This is a genomic window from Blastococcus sp. SYSU D00669 (genome assembly GCF_054050715.1).
Window position 1 is genome coordinate 1 of sequence record NZ_JBJGZV010000050.1, and the last position, 16,487, is coordinate 16,487.

Annotated in this window: 14 protein-coding genes; 6 read left to right on the plus strand and 8 right to left on the minus strand. The window is 74.5% G+C overall.

Annotated elements, in window-relative coordinates; genetic code table 11:
* Positions 1 to 60: 60 nt before the first annotated feature.
* The 4 genes from ACI8AF_RS24430 to ctaD all read left to right on the plus strand — a co-directional run bounded on the left by ACI8AF_RS24430 (position 61) and on the right by ctaD (position 3,935).
* Entirely contained in the window at positions 61 to 711 is a 651-nt protein-coding gene (locus ACI8AF_RS24430; protein WP_456542369.1) for an amino acid ABC transporter permease, read from the plus strand.
* Positions 708 to 1,598, plus strand: coding sequence for an amino acid ABC transporter permease (locus tag ACI8AF_RS24435; protein ID WP_456542370.1), 891 nt, complete (start codon positions 708 to 710; stop codon positions 1,596 to 1,598). Before ACI8AF_RS24430 ends, ACI8AF_RS24435 begins: the two co-directional genes overlap by 4 nt.
* Positions 1,599 to 1,657: 59 nt before the next feature.
* Positions 1,658 to 2,053 carry a hypothetical protein gene (locus ACI8AF_RS24440; protein WP_456542371.1) on the plus strand — a complete coding sequence of 132 codons (396 nt, stop codon included), beginning with the start codon at positions 1,658 to 1,660 and terminating at the stop codon, positions 2,051 to 2,053.
* A 121-nt stretch (positions 2,054 to 2,174) separates the two neighbouring features.
* Positions 2,175 to 3,935 carry an aa3-type cytochrome oxidase subunit I gene (ctaD, locus tag ACI8AF_RS24445; RefSeq protein WP_456542372.1) on the plus strand — a complete coding sequence of 587 codons (1,761 nt, stop codon included), beginning with the start codon at positions 2,175 to 2,177 and terminating at the stop codon, positions 3,933 to 3,935.
* Between the two features lie 79 nt (positions 3,936 to 4,014).
* Here ctaD and ACI8AF_RS24450 read toward each other — a convergent pair whose 3' ends face one another.
* The 7 genes from ACI8AF_RS24450 to ACI8AF_RS24480 all read right to left on the minus strand — a co-directional run bounded on the left by ACI8AF_RS24450 (position 4,015) and on the right by ACI8AF_RS24480 (position 9,890).
* Positions 4,015 to 4,722: a regulatory protein RecX gene (locus ACI8AF_RS24450; protein ID WP_456542373.1), complete on the minus strand. Its 708-nt coding sequence runs from the start codon at positions 4,720 to 4,722 to the stop codon at positions 4,015 to 4,017.
* Between the two features lie 8 nt (positions 4,723 to 4,730).
* Positions 4,731 to 5,768, minus strand: coding sequence for a recombinase RecA (gene recA, locus ACI8AF_RS24455; RefSeq protein ID WP_456542374.1), 1,038 nt, complete (start codon positions 5,766 to 5,768; stop codon positions 4,731 to 4,733).
* A gap of 184 nt (positions 5,769 to 5,952) precedes the next feature.
* Entirely contained in the window at positions 5,953 to 6,147 is a 195-nt protein-coding gene (locus ACI8AF_RS24460; RefSeq protein ID WP_456542375.1) for a DUF3046 domain-containing protein, read from the minus strand.
* 41 nt (positions 6,148 to 6,188) lie between these two features.
* The gene (locus ACI8AF_RS24465) at positions 6,189 to 6,821 is read right to left on the minus strand and encodes a hypothetical protein (RefSeq protein ID WP_456542376.1); all 633 of its coding nucleotides are present in this window, start codon (positions 6,819 to 6,821) and stop codon (positions 6,189 to 6,191) included.
* The gene (locus ACI8AF_RS24470) at positions 6,818 to 7,276 is read right to left on the minus strand and encodes a MarR family winged helix-turn-helix transcriptional regulator (protein ID WP_456542377.1); all 459 of its coding nucleotides are present in this window, start codon (positions 7,274 to 7,276) and stop codon (positions 6,818 to 6,820) included. Before ACI8AF_RS24470 ends, ACI8AF_RS24465 begins: the two co-directional genes overlap by 4 nt.
* A gap of 154 nt (positions 7,277 to 7,430) precedes the next feature.
* Positions 7,431 to 8,699, minus strand: coding sequence for an MFS transporter (locus ACI8AF_RS24475; protein WP_456542378.1), 1,269 nt, complete (start codon positions 8,697 to 8,699; stop codon positions 7,431 to 7,433).
* A 45-nt stretch (positions 8,700 to 8,744) separates the two neighbouring features.
* Positions 8,745 to 9,890, minus strand: coding sequence for an acyl-CoA dehydrogenase family protein (locus ACI8AF_RS24480; RefSeq protein WP_456542379.1), 1,146 nt, complete (start codon positions 9,888 to 9,890; stop codon positions 8,745 to 8,747).
* Between the two features lie 101 nt (positions 9,891 to 9,991).
* On the opposite strand from ACI8AF_RS24480, the gene ACI8AF_RS24485 reads away from it, so the two are divergent.
* Together ACI8AF_RS24485 and ACI8AF_RS24490 are read left to right on the plus strand one after the other, a co-directional pair.
* The gene (locus tag ACI8AF_RS24485; protein ID WP_456542380.1) at positions 9,992 to 14,578 is read left to right on the plus strand and encodes an ATP-dependent helicase; all 4,587 of its coding nucleotides are present in this window, start codon (positions 9,992 to 9,994) and stop codon (positions 14,576 to 14,578) included.
* A 111-nt stretch (positions 14,579 to 14,689) separates the two neighbouring features.
* Entirely contained in the window at positions 14,690 to 15,520 is an 831-nt protein-coding gene (locus ACI8AF_RS24490; RefSeq protein ID WP_456542381.1) for a cold-shock protein, read from the plus strand.
* A 3-nt stretch (positions 15,521 to 15,523) separates the two neighbouring features.
* Here the strand turns inward: ACI8AF_RS24490 and ACI8AF_RS24495 are convergent, their stop codons facing one another.
* On the minus strand, positions 15,524 to 16,483 hold the full coding sequence (locus ACI8AF_RS24495) for an AAA family ATPase (protein WP_456542382.1): 960 nt from the start codon (positions 16,481 to 16,483) through the stop codon (positions 15,524 to 15,526).
* Positions 16,484 to 16,487 lie beyond the last annotated feature (4 nt).

A 16,487-nucleotide genomic window follows, 5' to 3' on the forward strand; every position in this document is an offset into this window, starting at 1 on the left:
GGGGCGGGGTCCGGGCGTCCGGACCCCGCCCCCTCCTGCACGGGTGAGAGGAGGGCCGACGTGTCGTTCGTCGCCGACAACTTCGACCTGCTGCGCAGCGCGTTCCTGACCACGCTGTCGCTGGCGGTCCTCAGCGGCATCGTGGCCCTGGTGCTCGGCACCGCGCTGGCCGGCATGCGGGTGAGCCCGATCCCGCCGCTGCGCGGGTTCGCGACCTTCTACGTCGAGGTCTTCCGCAACACCCCGCTGACCGTCGTCTTCTTCTTCCTCGTCTTCGGGATCGTCGAGATCGGGCTGCAGTTCCCGTCCCGGTTCCTCGCCGCGGTGGCCGCGCTGTCGCTGTACACGGCCGCGTTCGTCTGCGAGGCGCTGCGCTCGGGTATCAACGCCGTCCCGCCCGGGCAGGCCGAGGCGGCGCGCGCGCTCGGCCTCGACTTCGGGCAGACGCTGCGGACGGTGGTGCTGCCGCAGGCCTTCCGCACCGTCGTCCCGCCGCTGGGCAACGTGTGGATCGCGCTCGCGAAGAACACCTCGATCGCGGCCGGGTTCGCCGTCACCGACCTCACCGCCGCCCTGCAGCGGCTCTCGAACGTCAACGCCGACCGGCTGCTGGCCGTCTTCCTCGCGATCGTGGCCGGGTACCTGCTGATCACGCTGCCCTCGGCCTGGGCGATCCGCACCGTCGAGAAGCGGGTGGCGATCGTCCGATGAGCGCGACCGTCCTGTTCGACCTGCCCGGCCCCCGGGCCCGCCGCCGGCAGCGCCTGGGCACCGTCCTCGGCGGGCTCTTCGTCGGCGCCCTGCTGGCGCTGGCCCTGTGGCAGCTGGCCAAGAACGAGCAGCTGTCCCCCGACCGCTGGGCGATCCTCTTCGACCCCGCGGCCGGGGTGCCGCAGGCGTTCGGGCGCGCGCTGCTCAACACGCTGGCCGCCGCCGCGGTGGGCATGGTGCTCGCCACCGTGTTCGGCGCGCTGCTCGCCGTCGGCCGGCTCTCGGACCACGCCTGGGTGCGCGCCCCGGTCACGGTGGTGATCGAGTTCTTCCGCGCCGTCCCGCTGCTGATCCTGATCCTCTTCTGCCTGCTGTACCTGCCCACGCTGGGCGTGCCCATGACGGCGTTCCGCGCGCTGGTGCTCGGGCTGACGCTCTACAACATGGCGGTCCTGGCCGAGATCTTCCGGGCCGGGATCCTGTCGGTGGACCGGGGGCAGCAGGAGGCGGCCTTCGCGCTGGGGATGCGCAAGACCCAGGTGATGACGACGGTGCTGCTGCCCCAGGCGGTCCGGCGGATGCTCCCGGTGCTCGTCGCGCAGCTGGTCGTGCTGCTCAAGGACTCGTCGCTGGGCTTCATCGTGGGCTACCTGGAGCTGCTGCGGCAGGCGCGCAGCCTGGTGGAGTTCTTCAACTTCCGCTACGGCGACACCTACACCTTCCAGCTGTACGTGGCCGCCGCGGTGATCTACATCGTGGTCAACGTGCTGCTGTCCTGGCTGGCCCGCTACGTGGAGCGGCGCACCCGGCGGACGCCGAAGACCGCCGCCACCGCTCCGGTCACGCCCCTCGACGACGGGCGGGCGCTGGCGAACGAGGCGGTCTGAGCCGAACCGGCGCGCCCTGCCGGCCACGCCGCGTCACGACGGTGACACTTGTCGTCACCATGGAGACGACCCTCGCCGCCGGCCCCCTGCTGCCGGTCCCGGCCCCCGCCGGGGACGACCGCCAGGACCCCGCCCAGCGGTTCGTCGCGCGGCTGCGGGCGGCCGCCCCGGAATTCGCCCGCGCCGCGGGCGCGCAGACCGCGGTGGTGCGGGAAGCGGTGCCGCCGGCGCGGCACCGCCGCTGCCGGTGCCGCGTGGTGCTGCGGAGCGCGGACGGCACCGTCGTCGACGTCGCGCTCCTCGGGCCCGCCGGCCGGCCCGGCCGGGGATTCGAGGTGCAGATCGGGCGGTGGCTGGCCGCGGGCGCGCCGCGGGACCCCGCCTGGCTGGTGGCGGACGCCGACGCGCCGGACGGCGTCGCGGTCGACCTGCTCGCCTGGGTCGCCGGCGCCTGAACCCCCGCGGCCGCACGAGTTTCGCTCGGCGCGCGAGTGCGCCACGATGGCTGTGCCGCGTGCAGCCCTCGCGCGGCTGGTCCTGGGTGGCCGTCTCGGGCGGCCGCGTGGAGGTGGCGGCATGACCGCGATCGCCCCGAAGCCGATCGTCAGCAGGCCGAGCCCGGCCGCTCACCCCGTCAAGGGCTCACGGTTCACCAACCTGCTGCGGACGACCGACCACAAGACGATCGGCCTGATGTACCTCGTCACGTCGTTCGTGTGGTTCATCGTCGGCGGCTTCATGGCGATGCTGATCCGCGGCGAGCTCGCCCGGCCGGGTCTGCAGTTCCTGTCTCCGGAGCAGTACAACCAGCTGTTCACCATGCACGGCACGATCATGCTGCTGTTCTTCGCCACCCCGCTGTTCTTCGCGTTCGGCAACCTGATCATGCCGCTGCAGATCGGTGCGCCCGACGTGGCGTTCCCCCGGCTGAACGCGTTCTCGTACTGGCTCTTCCTCTTCGGCAGCTCGATCGCGGTGGCCGGCTTCCTCACCCCGGGCGGTGCGGCCGACTTCGGCTGGTACGCCTACACGCCGCTGTCGGACGTGGTGCACAGCCCGGGGGCAGGCGCCAACCTGTGGATCGCCGGGCTGGCCGTCTCCGGCCTGGGCACGATCCTCGGCGCGGTCAACTTCGCCACCACGATCGTCTGCCTGCGCGCGCCCGGCATGACCATGTTCCGGATGCCGATCTTCACCTGGAACACCCTGATCACGAGCCTGCTCGTGCTGATCGCGTTCCCGATCCTGACCGCGGCGCTGTTCGGCCTGCTGGCCGACCGCAACCTCGGCGCGCTCGTCTACTCCGACGAGAACGGCGGCCCGATGCTGTGGCAGCACCTGTTCTGGTACTTCGGCCACCCCGAGGTCTACATCATCGCGCTGCCGTTCTTCGGCATCATCACCGAGGTCATCCCGGTCTTCAGCCGCAAGCCGCTGTTCGGCTACAAGGGCATGGTCTTCGCGACGATCTCGATCGGCTTCCTGTCGTTCGCGGTCTGGGCGCACCACATGTTCGCCACCGGCGCGGTGCTGCTGCCGTTCTTCAGCTTCCTGACCTACCTGATCGCCGTCCCGACCGGCATCAAGTTCGTCAACTGGATCGGCACCATGTGGAAGGGCCAGCTCAGCTTCGAGACCCCGATGCTGTGGTCGGTCGGCTTCCTGGTGACCTTCCTCCTGGGCGGCCTCACCGGCGTGCTGCTGGCCTCGCCGCCGCTGGACTGGCACCTCAACGACAGCTACTTCGTCGTCGCGCACTTCCACTACGTGGTCTTCGGCACCGTGGTGTTCGCCGCCAACGCCGGCATCGCGTTCTGGTTCCCGAAACTGTGCGGCCGGATGCTCGACGAGCGGCTGGGCAAGCTCCAGTTCTGGATGACCTTCATCGGCTTCCACGGCACGTTCCTCGTGCAGCACTGGCTCGGCAGCGAGGGCATGCCGCGCCGTTACGTGGACTACCTGCCCACCGACGAGTTCACGGTGCTGAACACCATCTCGTCGATCTTCAGCTTCGTGCTCGGCGCCTCGATCGTCCCGTTCCTCTTCAACGTGGTGAAGTCGTGGCGGTACGGGCCGCTGGCGCTGCGCGACGACCCCTGGGGCCACGGCAACTCGCTGGAGTGGGCGACGTCCTCGCCGCCGCCGCGGCACAACTTCCTCGAGATCCCGCGCATCCGGTCCAACCGCCCGGCGTTCGAGGCGCACTACCCGCACCTCATCGAGCGGCTCGACGCGGAGGCGCACATGGGCAAGCGGCACGAGCCGTACGCCGGTGTGAGCGAGATCGGGGCGTCGGAGGGCCGCCGGCAGGGCCCGAAGGACCCCGACCCGACGTAGCCGAGAGACCCCCTGCCCTCACCGCTCGCACGCTCGCGGCGGAACCCTGCAGGGGGCCGTTCCAGCAGGTCGCCCGGCGTCAGGGGAGGAAGGCGTCCAGGCCGAGGTCGGGGTGGGACGCGTCGGCGTCGTCCTCGGCGCCCCGCTCGTCGAGCGCCTCGCGGACGACGTAGGCGGCCAGCCCGCCGCCGTAGCCCTTGCGCGCGAGCATGCCGATCAGCCGGCGCTCGGCGGTCTGCCGGTCGAGCCGCTGCATGGACGGCAGCCGCCGGGCCACCAGGCGGCGCGCGGCGTCCCACTCGTCCTGCGGGTCGATTTCCTCCAGCGCCTCGGCGGCCACCTCGGGCGCGACACCCTTGGCGCGCAGCTCGGCGCCCAGGGCCCGCCGGGCGAGCCCGCGACCGGCCTGCCGGCTGCTCACCCAGGCCCGGGCGAACGCGGCGTCGTCGATGAGGCCCACCTCGGTGAACCGGTCGAGCACGGCCGCGGCCGCCTCGTCGGGCACACCGCGCTTGGCCAGCAGGTCGGCCAGCTGCTGGCGGGTCTTGGCCGCGCCGGTCAGCGCCCGGAGGCAGATCGCCCGGGCGACGGCCTCCGGGTCGCCGGGCTCGTCCCCGGGGGCGCCGGGCGCGTCGACCGAGGAGAGGACCTGCTCCTCCCCGTCCCTCGCACGCTCGGGCCAGGCCCCGGGAGCAGGCCTGGATGGCGGCGCTCCGGCGTCCCCCTCGGAGGGACCCCGGCGGCGCGACCCGCCGGCACGCGGCCGGCGGGTCGTCCGGGAGGTCATCGGCGAGCTCAGAAGTCGACCGGGGCCGGCGCCTCGACGGGGGCGTCGAGGGTGGCGCCGATGCCGAGCTTCTCCTTGACCTTCTTCTCGATCTCGTCGGCGAGGTCGGGGTTGTCGCGGAGGAAGGCGCGGACGTTCTCCTTGCCCTGGCCCAGCTGGTCGCCCTCGTACGTGTACCAGGCGCCGGACTTGCGGATGAAGCCGTTCTCGACACCCGCGTCGATCAGGCCGCCCTCGCGGCTGAACCCGGTGCCCCACAGCAGGTCGAGCTCGGCCTGCTTGAACGGGGCGGCCACCTTGTTCTTGACGACCTTGACGCGGACCCGGCTGCCGACCGCCTCGGTGCCCTGCTTGAGGGTCTCGATGCGGCGCACGTCGAGCCGGACGGAGGCGTAGAACTTCAGCGCGCGACCACCGGTGGTGACCTCGGGCGAGCCGTAGACGACGCCGACCTTCTCGCGCAGCTGGTTGATGAAGATCGCGGTGGTGCCGGAGTTGTTCAGCGCACCGGTGATCTTGCGCAGCGCCTGGCTCATCAGCCGGGCCTGCAGACCGACGTGGCTGTCACCCATCTCGCCCTCGATCTCGGCCCGCGGCACGAGCGCGGCGACCGAGTCGATGACGATGATGTCGAGCGCGCCGGAGCGGATGAGCATGTCGGCGATCTCCAGCGCCTGCTCACCGGTGTCGGGCTGGCTGACCAGCAGGGCGTCGGTGTCGACGCCGATGGCCCGGGCGTACTCGGGGTCGAGCGCGTGCTCGGCGTCGATGAAGGCCGCGATGCCGCCGGCGGCCTGGGCGTTGGCCACCGCGTGCAGGGCGACCGTGGTCTTGCCGGAGGCCTCGGGGCCGTACACCTCGATCACGCGGCCGCGAGGCAGGCCCCCGATGCCCAGCGCGATGTCGAGGGCGATCGAGCCGGTCGGGATGACCTTGATGGCCTGGGCGGTGCTGTCGCCCAGGCGCATGACGGAGCCCTTGCCGAACTGCTTGTCGATCTGGGCGAGGGCCATGTCGAGGGCCTTGTCGCGGTCGAGCGTTGCCATGGTGCTCACCTTCGGGAAGTCACGTGGAGCGGTCGGGATCGACGCTAGGGCGGGGGTCCGACACTTTCGGGTGATCGGGTGGACCTGTGGAGAGCGAGGTCACCTGTGGACGCACTCTAGACCGAACAGGCGTTCGATCACCATGTCGACACGCCACCCGTCACAGCGGTCACGCGCACATCGGTCACCGCAGCTTCGCGGGGACCTCGAACTCCTCGCAGATGGCCAGCCAGACCCGCCGCACGGGCACCCCCGCGTCGATCGCGTCGACGGCGCTGCGTCCACCGAGGGAGGCGAAGACGTGGTCGCGCGCCACGCTCTCGGCCCGCATGGTGCCGAAGTGGTCGCGGAGGCGGGACCAGAACTCCTGCAGGCGCACACCCCGACGCTAACCCGTCGGGACGGCCGCCCGCCGGGACGTCAGGACGGCGCCCGCGCCGACAGCTCGGCCCGCAGCCGGGCGGCCAGCGCCTGGGCGTCGTCGGCGTAGAGGCGCACGACGGCGACCGGCTCGCCCCCGGTCCGGCGCACCGGCAGCACGCGCGGCTCGCGCAGCTCGACGTCCACGGCGGTCTGGCTGCCCACGCCGACCGACAGCGCGCGGCCGGGGCCCTCCCCCGCCACCTGGATGTTGCGCATCCCCTCGAGCGAGCGCGTGCGCAGCCGCACCGACGCGATGTCCGTCCAGGGCAGCAGCACGTCGACCGCCGTGCCGTTGCGCACCCGCAGCCCGCCGTCCTCCACGACGTGCGGGTGCACCTTGAGGCCGGCGAGCATCCCGACCATCCAGAGCAGCCCGTAGACCCCGGCGAGGTCCACGACGAAGCGCACCGTCTCCCAGGGCACCAGCAGGTGGAAGACCGGGATCTCGATCGCCGAGACGACGATGAACGCCCAGATGACGGGCGTGACGACGCCCGCGTAGGGGAACGCCGTCCCGCTGCTGACGGCCGGCCGGCGGGTGACCCAGCGGAACAGGCTGCGCCACATCCCGAGCTCGTAGACCAGCGCCGTCCACGCCAGGCGGCCGGCGGCCGCGAGCCGGCCGCTCACCGCTCGGCCTGCGCGTCGAGGGAGACCCCGTGCTCGCGCAGCCGGGCCAGCACGTGGTCGAGGACGTCGGCGAAGGCGCGGAAGCGGTCGGCGGGGAGGTCGGCGAAGAGGATGCGGGCGAACTCGGCGTGCTCGCGCTCGAGCCGGGCGGCCACCTCCGCGCCGTCGGGCGTGAACGAGACCAGCGTCGCGCGCCGGTCGGTCGGGTGCGGCTCGCGGGTGACGAAGCCGCTCTCGACCAGCCCGTCGACGAGGCCGGTGACGTTGCGGGGGCTGACCCGCAGCGCCTCGGCCAGCCCGCGCTGCGGCAGCGGGCCGCGGTGCTGGAGCTCCCAGAGCAGGTGCGCGCGGGCCGGCGTCAGCCCGTCGCGGGCCAGCCCCTGGCGGGTGTCCACCTCGAGCACGGCGACGAGCTCGAGGATGCGGTCGAGCACCGCCGTCGCGTCACCATGCATGCGGAAGTCCCTTCACCGTGAAGTGTCTTCACGATACCAGCCGGGACTACCCTCCTGCCATGGGGCTCAGCACGGGCTCGGGTTTCTGGGACGCCGTCCTGCAGGTCGGGATCGCGCTCTGCCTGGTGGTGACGATCGTGCTGCTGATCCGCGGCTACCGGGACCGCTGAGCGGTCAGCAGCCGCCCGGCCCAGACGACCGCCAGCGGCAGCACCAGCACCGCCGAGACGGTGGCGACCAGCCCGAACCCGCCGACGGCGAGCAGCGGCCCGCCGACCGCCCCGGCGACCGCGGCGCCCAGGCCCATGAGCAGGTCGGTGCCGCCCTGCGCCCGCGGCCGCAGCTCGACCTCGACCGCCTCGGTGACCAGCGTCGAGCCGGCGATCAGCCCGCAGGACCAGCCCAGGCCGAGCAGGAACAGCCCGGCGCCCAGCTGGACGGCGGCACCGGGTGCCGCCGTGCCGGCCAGCGCGGTCGCTGCGAGCAGCAGCACCGCACCGACGGCGACCGTCGCCGTGCGACCCGCCCGGTCGGCGAGCAGCCCGACGAGCGGTGAGAACAGGTACATGCCGGCCACGTGGACGCTGATCACCAGGCCGATGACGCGCAGGGTGGCGCCCTCGTCGCCGCCGGCGTGCCCCATGTGCACCGGGGTCATGACCATCACGCCGACCATCACCGAGTGGGCGACGACGACGGCGGTCAGCCCCAGCCGGCCCCCCGGCTCGGCCCACACCGCCCGCAGCGCCACCGCCGTCGCACCGCGGGGGCGACCGACCGGCCCACCGGAGCCGCCGAGGCGCCGCGCCAGCAGCAGCGGATCGGGCCGCAGGAACAGCACCAGGCCGGCGGCCACGACGCCGAAGACGGCGACCGAGACGACGAAGGCACCGCCGAGGGCCGGCAGGCCGAGGGCCCGCCCGAGGTCGTCGCCCGGGCCGGCGAGGTTGGGGCCGAGCACCGACCCGACCGTGGTGGCCCACACGACCAGGGACAGGTCGCGGCCGCGCCGCTCCGGCGCCGCCAGGTCGGCGGCCGCGTAGCGCGCCTGCAGCCCGCAGGCGGTGGCCGCGCCGAACGCGAACAGGCCGACCAGCAGCAGCGCCAGCGACGACAGCGCGGCGGCGACCACGGTCAGCACCGCGCCGAGGACGGCGACGCCGTACCCGGCCGCCAGCCCCGTCCGCCGGCCGGACCGGTCGGACAGGCGCGCCAGCGGCACCGCGATCACCGCGGCGCCGAGCACGCCCGCGGTCTGCCCCAGACCGGCCGCGCTGTCGGTGCCGGCGACGTCCCGGGCGAGCAGTCCGCCGACGGTGATCCCGACGGTGACGCCCAGACCGGCCAGCGCCACCGCGCCCGAGAGCACCCCGACGGTGCGCCGCTGGACGGCGAGGGTGTCGCGGGCGGGCAGCGTCGTCACGGCCGGAGTCTGGCAGAGGCCACCGACCGGATCGGGCCCTGTCCGCTACAGGCCGAGCGAGCGCCCGACGATCTCCTTCATGATCTCGTTGGTGCCGCCGTAGATCGACTGCACCCGCGCGTCCCGCCAGGCCTTGGACACCGGGTACTCGTCCATGTAGCCGTAGCCGCCGTGCAGCTGCAGGCACCGGTCGGCGACCTTGTTCTGCAGCTCCGTCGTCCACCACTTGGCCATGGCGGCGTCGACGGCGGTGAGGTCGCCGGTGTTGAGCTGGCGGACGCACTCGTCGACGAACGTGCGGGCGATCGTGGTCTCGGTGTGCAGCTCGGCCAGCACGAAGCGGGTGTTCTGGAACGAGCCGACCGGCTTGCCGAACGCCGTGCGGCCGGTGACGTACTCACGGGTCTGCGCCAGCACCGTCTCCGCGGAGGCCACCGCGCCGACCGCGATCGACAGCCGTTCCTGCGGCAGGTTCTCCATGAGGTGGTAGAAGCCGCGGTTCTCGGTGCCGAGCAGGTTCTCGGCCGGCACGCGGACGTCGTCGAAGAACAGCTCGGCCGTGTCCTGCGCCTTGAGGCCGACCTTCTCCAGGTTCCGGCCGCGGCTGAAGCCGGGCATGTCCCGCTCGACGACGAGCAGGCTGGTGCCCTTGGCCGCCGGCGCGCCGGTGTCGGTGCGCGCGACCACGATGACCAGGTCGGCGTTGATGCCGTTGGTGATGAACGTCTTCGCCCCGTTGAGCACCCACCCGTCGCCGTCCCGGCGGGCGTTCGTCGTGATGCCCTGCAGGTCGCTGCCGGTGCCCGGCTCGGTCATCGCGATCGCGGTGATCAGCTCGCCGCTGCAGAACCGCGGCAGCCAGCGCTGCTTCTGCTCGTCGGTGGCCAGGTCGCGCAGGTACGGGGCGACGACGTCGTTGTGCAGGCCGAAGCCGACGCCGCTGGCGCCGATCCGCGTCATCTCCTCGTCGAGGACGGCGTTGTAGCGGAAGTCGCGCACGCCCCCGCCGCCGTACCGCTCGTCGACGTCCATGCCGAGCAGCCCCTGCTGCCCGCCGGAGAGCCACACCTCGCGGGGCACGATGCCCGCCTTCTCCCACTCGGCGTGGAAGGGCGCGACGTTCTTCTCGGCCCAGGCCCGGACCATGTCGCGGAACTCGTCGTGCTCGGTCTCGTACAGGTCGTGCCGCATGCCGGGCAGTGTGCCCGACGTCACCGGTGCGCCCGCGGGTAGGCGGTGCGGGCGCCGTCGGTCCCCGGCGAACTGTCGTCCCCCCGTGGAGACTGGTCGGCGTGTCCGCTCTCGACCGGTTCTCCGAGGCCACCCGGGCCTGGTTCACCGGTGCGTTCGTGGCGCCGACGCCGGCGCAGGAGGGTGCCTGGTCGGCGATCAGCAGCGGCGAGCACGCGCTCGTCGTCGCCCCGACCGGCTCCGGCAAGACGCTGGCCGCGTTCCTGTGGTCGCTCGACCGGCTGGCCAGCACGCCGCCCCCGGCCGACGAGCAGGCGCGCTGCCGGGTCCTCTACGTGTCCCCGCTCAAGGCGCTCGCGGTCGACGTCGAGCGCAACCTGCGGGCGCCGCTGACCGGGATCGGCCAGGCCTCGCTGCGGCTGGGGCTCCCCCGGCCCGAGGTGACGGTCGCGATCCGGTCCGGCGACACCCCGGCCGACGAGCGCCGCGCCTTCACCCGCCGGCCCACCGACATCCTCATCACCACGCCGGAGTCGCTGTTCCTGCTGCTCACCAGCTCGGCCCGCGAGGCGCTGCGCGGCGTGGAGACGGTGATCGTCGACGAGGTGCACGCGGTCGCCGACACCAAGCGCGGGGCGCACCTGGCCGTCACCCTCGACCGGCTCGACGAGCTGCTCGAGCGCCCGGCGCAGCGGATCGGCCTGTCGGCGACGGTGCGGCCGATCGAGGAGGTCGCCACCTTCCTCGCCGGCGGCCGCCCGGTGCAGGTGGTCGCCCCCGAGGCGAGGAAGCAGTGGGACCTCTCGGTCGTCGTCCCGGTCGAGGACATGAGCGAGCTGGGCCAGCCCAGCGGCGAGTTCTCCGGCTCCGCCGCCGGCGCCGAGCCGCGGACGTCGATCTGGCCGGCGGTCGAGGAGCGCGTCCTCGACCTGGTCGAGGCGCACCGCAGCACGATCGTGTTCGCCAACTCCCGCCGGCTGGCCGAGCGGCTGACCAGCCGGCTCAACGAGCTGTCCTACGAGCGGTCCACCGGCGAGCCGGTGCCGCCGGGCACCAACGCCGCGGCGCTCATGGCGCAGGCCGGCTCCGGCGGCGGGCTGCCCGAGGCCTTCCAGCCGGTGGCCGCCGCGCACCACGGCTCGGTGTCCCGCGAGCAGCGGGCGATCGTCGAGGAGGCGCTCAAGTCCGGCCGGCTGCCCGCCGTCGTCGCCACCTCCAGCCTCGAGCTCGGCATCGACATGGGCTCGGTCGACCTGGTCGTCCAGGTCGAGGCCCCGCCGACGGTGGCCTCCGGCCTGCAGCGGGTCGGCCGGGCCGGCCACCAGGTCGGCGCCGTCAGCCGCGGGGTGCTGTTCCCGAAGTACCGCGGTGACCTCGTCCAGTGCGCCCTGGTCGCCGAGCGCATGAAGGCCGGCGCCATCGAGTCGATCCGCTACCTGCGCAACCCGCTCGACGTCCTGGCGCAGCAGGTGGTGGCGATCGTCTCCGAGGGGCCGCGCACGGTCGACGAGGTGGGCGCGCTGGTGCGGCGGTCGGCGCCGTTCGCCTCGCTGCCGGAGTCGGCGCTGCACGCCGTCCTCGACATGCTGGCCGGCCGCTACCCCTCCGACGCGTTCGCCGAGCTGCGGCCTCGGCTGACCTGGGACCGCGTCACCGACACGCTCACCGCCCGCGCCGGCGCCCAGCGGCTGGCGGTCACCAGCGGCGGGACGATCCCCGACCGCGGCCTGTTCGGCGTCTTCCTCGTCGCCGGCGCCGGCGAGACCGGCGGCCGCCGGGTCGGCGAGCTCGACGAGGAGATGGTCTACGAGTCGCGGGTCGGCGACGTCTTCCTGCTCGGCTCGTCGTCCTGGCGGATCGAGGACATCACCCACGACCGGGTGCTGGTCAGCCCGGCGCCCGGGCAGCCCGGCAAGATGCCGTTCTGGCACGGCGACGCGCCCGGCCGGCCGCTGGAGCTGGGCCGCGCGCTGGGCGCGTTCCTCCGCGAGGTGGGGTCGGCGACGGCGGAGGCGGGCCTCGAGCGGGCGCGCGCGGCCGGCCTGGACGAGTGGGGCGCGGCCAACCTGCAGGCATACCTGGCCGAGCAGAAGGCGGCGACCGGGCACCTCCCCGACGACCGCACGCTGCTGGTCGAGCGGTTCCGCGACGAGCTCGGCGACTGGCGGCTGGTCGTCCACTCCCCCTTCGGCGCGCAGGTCAACGCGCCGTGGGCGCTGGTGCTCGCCGCCCGGCTGCGCGAGCGCTACGGCGTCGACGTCGCCTCGATGCACTCCGACGACGGCATCGTGCTGCGGCTGCCCGACACCACCGGCGAGCCGCCGGACGCCGACCTCGCCGTCCTCGACCCCGACGACGTCGAGCGCGAGGTCACCGCCGAGGTCGGCAACTCCGCGCTGTTCGCCAGCCGGTTCCGCGAGTGCGCCGCCCGCGCGCTGCTGCTGCCCCGTCGCGACCCGCGCAGGCGCACCCCGCTGTGGCAGCAGCGCCAGCGCGCCGCGCAGCTGCTCGGCGTCGCCAGCGAGTTCCCGGGCTTCCCGATCACGCTCGAGGCCGCCCGCGAGGTGCTGCAGGACGTCTACGACGTGCCGGGCCTGGTCGAGCTCATGCGCGACGTGCGGGCCCGGCGGGTCCGGGTGGCCGACGTGCAGACCCAGAGCGCCTCGCCGTTCGCGCAGTCGCTGCTGTTCGGCTACGTGGGCCAGTTCCTCTACGAGGGCGACGCACCGCTGGCCGAGCGGCGGGCCCAGGCGCTGGCGCTGGACACCGGCCTGCTGGCCGAGCTGCTCGGCCGCTCCGAGCTGCGCGAGCTGCTCGACGCCGAGGCGATGGCCGAGATCGAGCGCGAGCTGCAGCGGCTGCCCGCCGAGCGGCACCCGCGCGACCTCGACGGGGCCGCCGACCTGCTGCGCTTCGTCGGCGACCTCACCGCCGCCGAGGCCATGGCGCGCGGGGTCACCCCCGCCTGGCTGGAGGAGCTGGTCGCCTCCCGGCGCGCGCTCGAGGTGCGCATCGCCGGGCACGAGCGCTACGTCGCCATCGAGGACGCCGGCCGGCTGCGCGACGCCCTGGGCACCGCGCTGCCCGTCGGCGTGCCCGAGGTGTTCACCGAGCCGGTCGCCGACCCGCTGGGCGACGTCATCGGCCGCTACGCCCGCACCCATGGTCCCTTCCAGCCGGCCGAGGTGGCCGCTCGGCTCGGGCTCGGCGTCGCGGTGGTGACGGCGACGCTGCAGCGGCTGGTCGGCACCGGCCGGCTGGTCACCGGTGAGTTCCGACCCGGCGGCGTCGGCCAGGAGTGGTGCGACGCCGACGTGCTGCGGGCGGTCCGCCGGCGCAGCCTGGCCAAGCTGCGCCAGGAGGTCGAGCCGGTGCCCATCGGCACCCTGGCCCGGTTCACGCCGTCCTGGCAGTCGGTGGGCAGCCGGCAGCGGGGCGCCGACGGCGTCCTGGCCGTGGTCGAGCAGCTGGCCGGGGCGCTCGTGCCGGCGTCCGCGCTGGAGTCGCTGGTGCTGCCGACCCGGGTGCGCGACTACTCCCCCGCGATGCTCGACGAGCTGACCAGTGCCGGTGAGGTGCTGTGGGCCGGCGCCGGCGGGCTGCCCGGCGGCGACGGCTGGATCAGCCTCGTGCCCGCCGACCTCGCCGACGTGCTGCTGCCCGAGCCGCTGGAGAGCCCCGAGCCGGAGTCGGTCGGGGCGGCGGTGCTCGGTCAGCTCGCCGGCGGGCAGGCGCTGTTCTTCCGGGGGCTGTCCGACCTGGTCGGCGCCACCGACGACACCGCCCTGGCCGACGTCGTGTGGGACCTCGTGTGGTCGGGCCACCTCACCAACGACACGCTGGCGCCGCTGCGCACCCGGCTGGCCGGCGGCGGCACGCACAAGCGCGCGGCGGCACCCCAGCCGCGGCTGACCCGCTCCCGCTACGGCCGCCCCCGGCTCGGCCGGCCCGCGATGCCCTCGCGGACCGGGCCGCCCACCGTCGCCGGCCGCTGGTCGCGGCTGCCCGACCGCGAGCCCAACGCGACGAAGCGCACCACCGCCCGCGCCGAGGCGCTGCTCGAGCGGCACGGCGTGCTCACCCGGGGAGCGGTGCAGGCCGAGCAGGTGGTCGGCGGCTTCTCGGCGGTCTACCCGGTGCTGCGGGCCTTCGAGGAGAACGGCCGGGCCCGCCGCGGCTACTTCGTCGAGACCCTCGGTGCCGCGCAGTTCGGCACCGCGGGGGCGGTCGACCGGCTGCGCAGCTTCGCCGCTCCCGACCGGGTGCCGGCCGGCGCGGTCGTGCTGGCGGCGACCGATCCCGCCAACGTCTACGGCGCCGCCCTGCCCTGGCCCGAGCGGGGCGGACCCGACGGCGAGGAGGCCGTCGACATCGGCGAGGGCACCGGGCGCCGGGGCAGCGGCCACCGGGCCGGGCGCAAGGCCGGCGCGCTCGTCGTGCTGGTCGACGGCGAGCTGGTGCTCTACGTCGAGCGGGGCGGCAAGACGCTGCTGTCCTGGACCGAGGACGAGCAGGTGCTCAAGGAGGCGGCGACGGCGCTGTCCGGCGCGGTGGCCGCCGGGGCGCTCGGCCGCATGGTCGTGCAGAAGGCCGACGGCGCCTCCGTCCACGAGTCGACGCCGCTGTCAGCGGCGCTGCAGGCGGCCGGTTTCGCGGCCACCCCGCGCGGTCTGCGGCTGCGCGGCTGACCCGCCCGCGCACGGACGGCCCGACGCTGGGACGCTGGGTACGGAAGATCGCGCCCGGAGGCGGGCGCGTCGGAGGACGCGGGCACCGGCCCGCGGGAAGTAGAGCAGCAGATGGCAGTCGGCACGGTGCGGTGGTTCAACCCGGAGAAGGGCTTCGGGTTCATCGAACCCGAGAGCGGTGGGGACGACGTCTTCGTCCACTTCTCGGCCATCGCCGACACCGGGGGGTTCCGCACCCTCGAGGAAGGCCAGCGGGTCGAGTACGCGGCGTCGCCCGGCCCGCGCGGCCCGCAGGCGGACGAGGTGCGACCGCTGGGTGGTGACAGCCGCGGCGGCCGGCGCGACGACCGCCGCGACGACCGCCGCGACGACCGGCGGGACGACCGGCGGGAGCCGCGCGGCGGCCGTGACGCCGGGCGCGGGTCCGGCGGCCGCGGTCCGGTGCTCACCGGCACGGTGGCGCGCTTCGACGGCGACAAGGGCTTCGGGTTCATCGTCCCGGACGACGTCTTCGTGCACGTCTCCGCGGTCCGCGGCCGGGGCGAGGAGCCGGAGGAGGGCGACCGCGTCGAGTTCGAGCTGGTGGAGGGACCGCGCGGGCTGCAGGCCGACGCCGTCCGCTTCCTGGCGCCGTCCCGCCGCGACCCGCGGCCGGCGGGCCGCGACCGGGACCGCGACCGCGGCGACCGGCGCGACGACCGCAGCGCCGGCCGGCGACCCGCCGCCGGCGGCGCGGCCCAGGGCACGGTGCAGTGGTTCAACCCCGAGAAGGGCTTCGGGTTCATCTCGCCCGACGACGGCGGGGACGACGTCTTCGTGCACTTCTCGGAGATCGAGGACACCGGCGGCTACCGCGAGCTCGCCGAGGGGCAGCGGGTCGAGTTCACCCGCACCAGCGGCGACCGCGGCACCAGCGCCACCGGCGTCCGCCCGCTGGACTAGGGCTCAGCGCTCCGGCCAGTGCCAGGCCGGCCGGTCGAGCGGGTCCTGCCCCTCGATGGTCGTCTCGCCGCGGACCTTGACCAGCTGCACGTCGCGGTGGTCGAGGTCCGCGGCGGCGTCGGCGAGCCGCTCCCGCAGCCGCGCCGAGTGCGTCACGACGACGACCTGCGTGCGGGCCGCCGCCCGGGCCACCATCCCGGCCAGCGGCGCCAGCAGGTCGGGGTGCAGGCTGGTCTCGGGCTCGTTGAGCACGAACAGCTCCGGCGGCCGCGGGGGGAGCAGCGCCGCCGCCCACAGCAGGAAGCGCAGCGTGCCGTCGGAGAGCTCGGCGGCGTCCAGCGGGCGCAGCAGACCGGTCTGCCGCAGCTGCAGCCGGAACAGCCCGGCGCTGTCGACGACCTCCAGCCGGCTGCCCGGGAACGCCCCCTCGACGGCCTCGTCGAGCTCGCGGTCGTGCCCGAGCTCGCGCACCGTCTGCAGCGCCGAGGCGAGGTCGGCGCCGTCGTCGGCCAGGACGGGCGTGAAGGTGCCCATGCGGGCGCCGCGTGCGGGCGCCTCCGGGTCGGTGCGGAAGGAGTCGTAGAACCGCCAGCTGCGCACCCGGTTGCGCACCGCGAGGACCTCGGGTGCGGCCACCGCGTCGGACACCTCGGTCAGCAGGCTGTCCTGCCGCTCCAGCCGGCGCCCGGTGTCGGCCCAGCTCCGGCCCTCCCGCGTCAGCACCGCCGGCCCCGCCCGCCGGCAGAGCACCGCCGCGGGTCGCAGCACCGGGCCGGCCCACACCACCTCGAGCTCGATCTCCGGGTCGCGGTCGAACAACGACGTCTCGTCGGGCCGCGGCAGCCCGAAGTCGACGGCGTAGCCGAGGTCCTCACCCCCGAGGCCGATCCGCAGCGCGACCGGGCGGGTCCGCACCGTGCCGGTGACCGGGTGCCGGCCGCTGCGCACACCCGCGCCGAACACCTCC

What these genes read in the sequence shown, in the direction of transcription:
- ACI8AF_RS24440 (WP_456542371.1), top strand. Translation starts at nt 1,658, where the DNA reads ATGGAGACGACCCTCGCCGCCGGCCCCCTGCTGCCGGTCCCGGCCCCC.
- recA (WP_456542374.1), bottom strand. Translation starts at nt 5,768, where the DNA reads ATGGCAACGCTCGACCGCGACAAGGCCCTCGACATGGCCCTCGCCCAG.
- ACI8AF_RS24435 (WP_456542370.1), top strand. Translation starts at nt 708, where the DNA reads ATGAGCGCGACCGTCCTGTTCGACCTGCCCGGCCCCCGGGCCCGCCGC.
- ctaD (WP_456542372.1), top strand. Translation starts at nt 2,175, where the DNA reads ATGACCGCGATCGCCCCGAAGCCGATCGTCAGCAGGCCGAGCCCGGCC.
- ACI8AF_RS24490 (WP_456542381.1), top strand. Translation starts at nt 14,690, where the DNA reads ATGGCAGTCGGCACGGTGCGGTGGTTCAACCCGGAGAAGGGCTTCGGG.
- ACI8AF_RS24480 (WP_456542379.1), bottom strand. Translation starts at nt 9,890, where the DNA reads ATGCGGCACGACCTGTACGAGACCGAGCACGACGAGTTCCGCGACATG.
- ACI8AF_RS24470 (WP_456542377.1), bottom strand. Translation starts at nt 7,276, where the DNA reads ATGCATGGTGACGCGACGGCGGTGCTCGACCGCATCCTCGAGCTCGTC.
- ACI8AF_RS24450 (WP_456542373.1), bottom strand. Translation starts at nt 4,722, where the DNA reads ATGACCTCCCGGACGACCCGCCGGCCGCGTGCCGGCGGGTCGCGCCGC.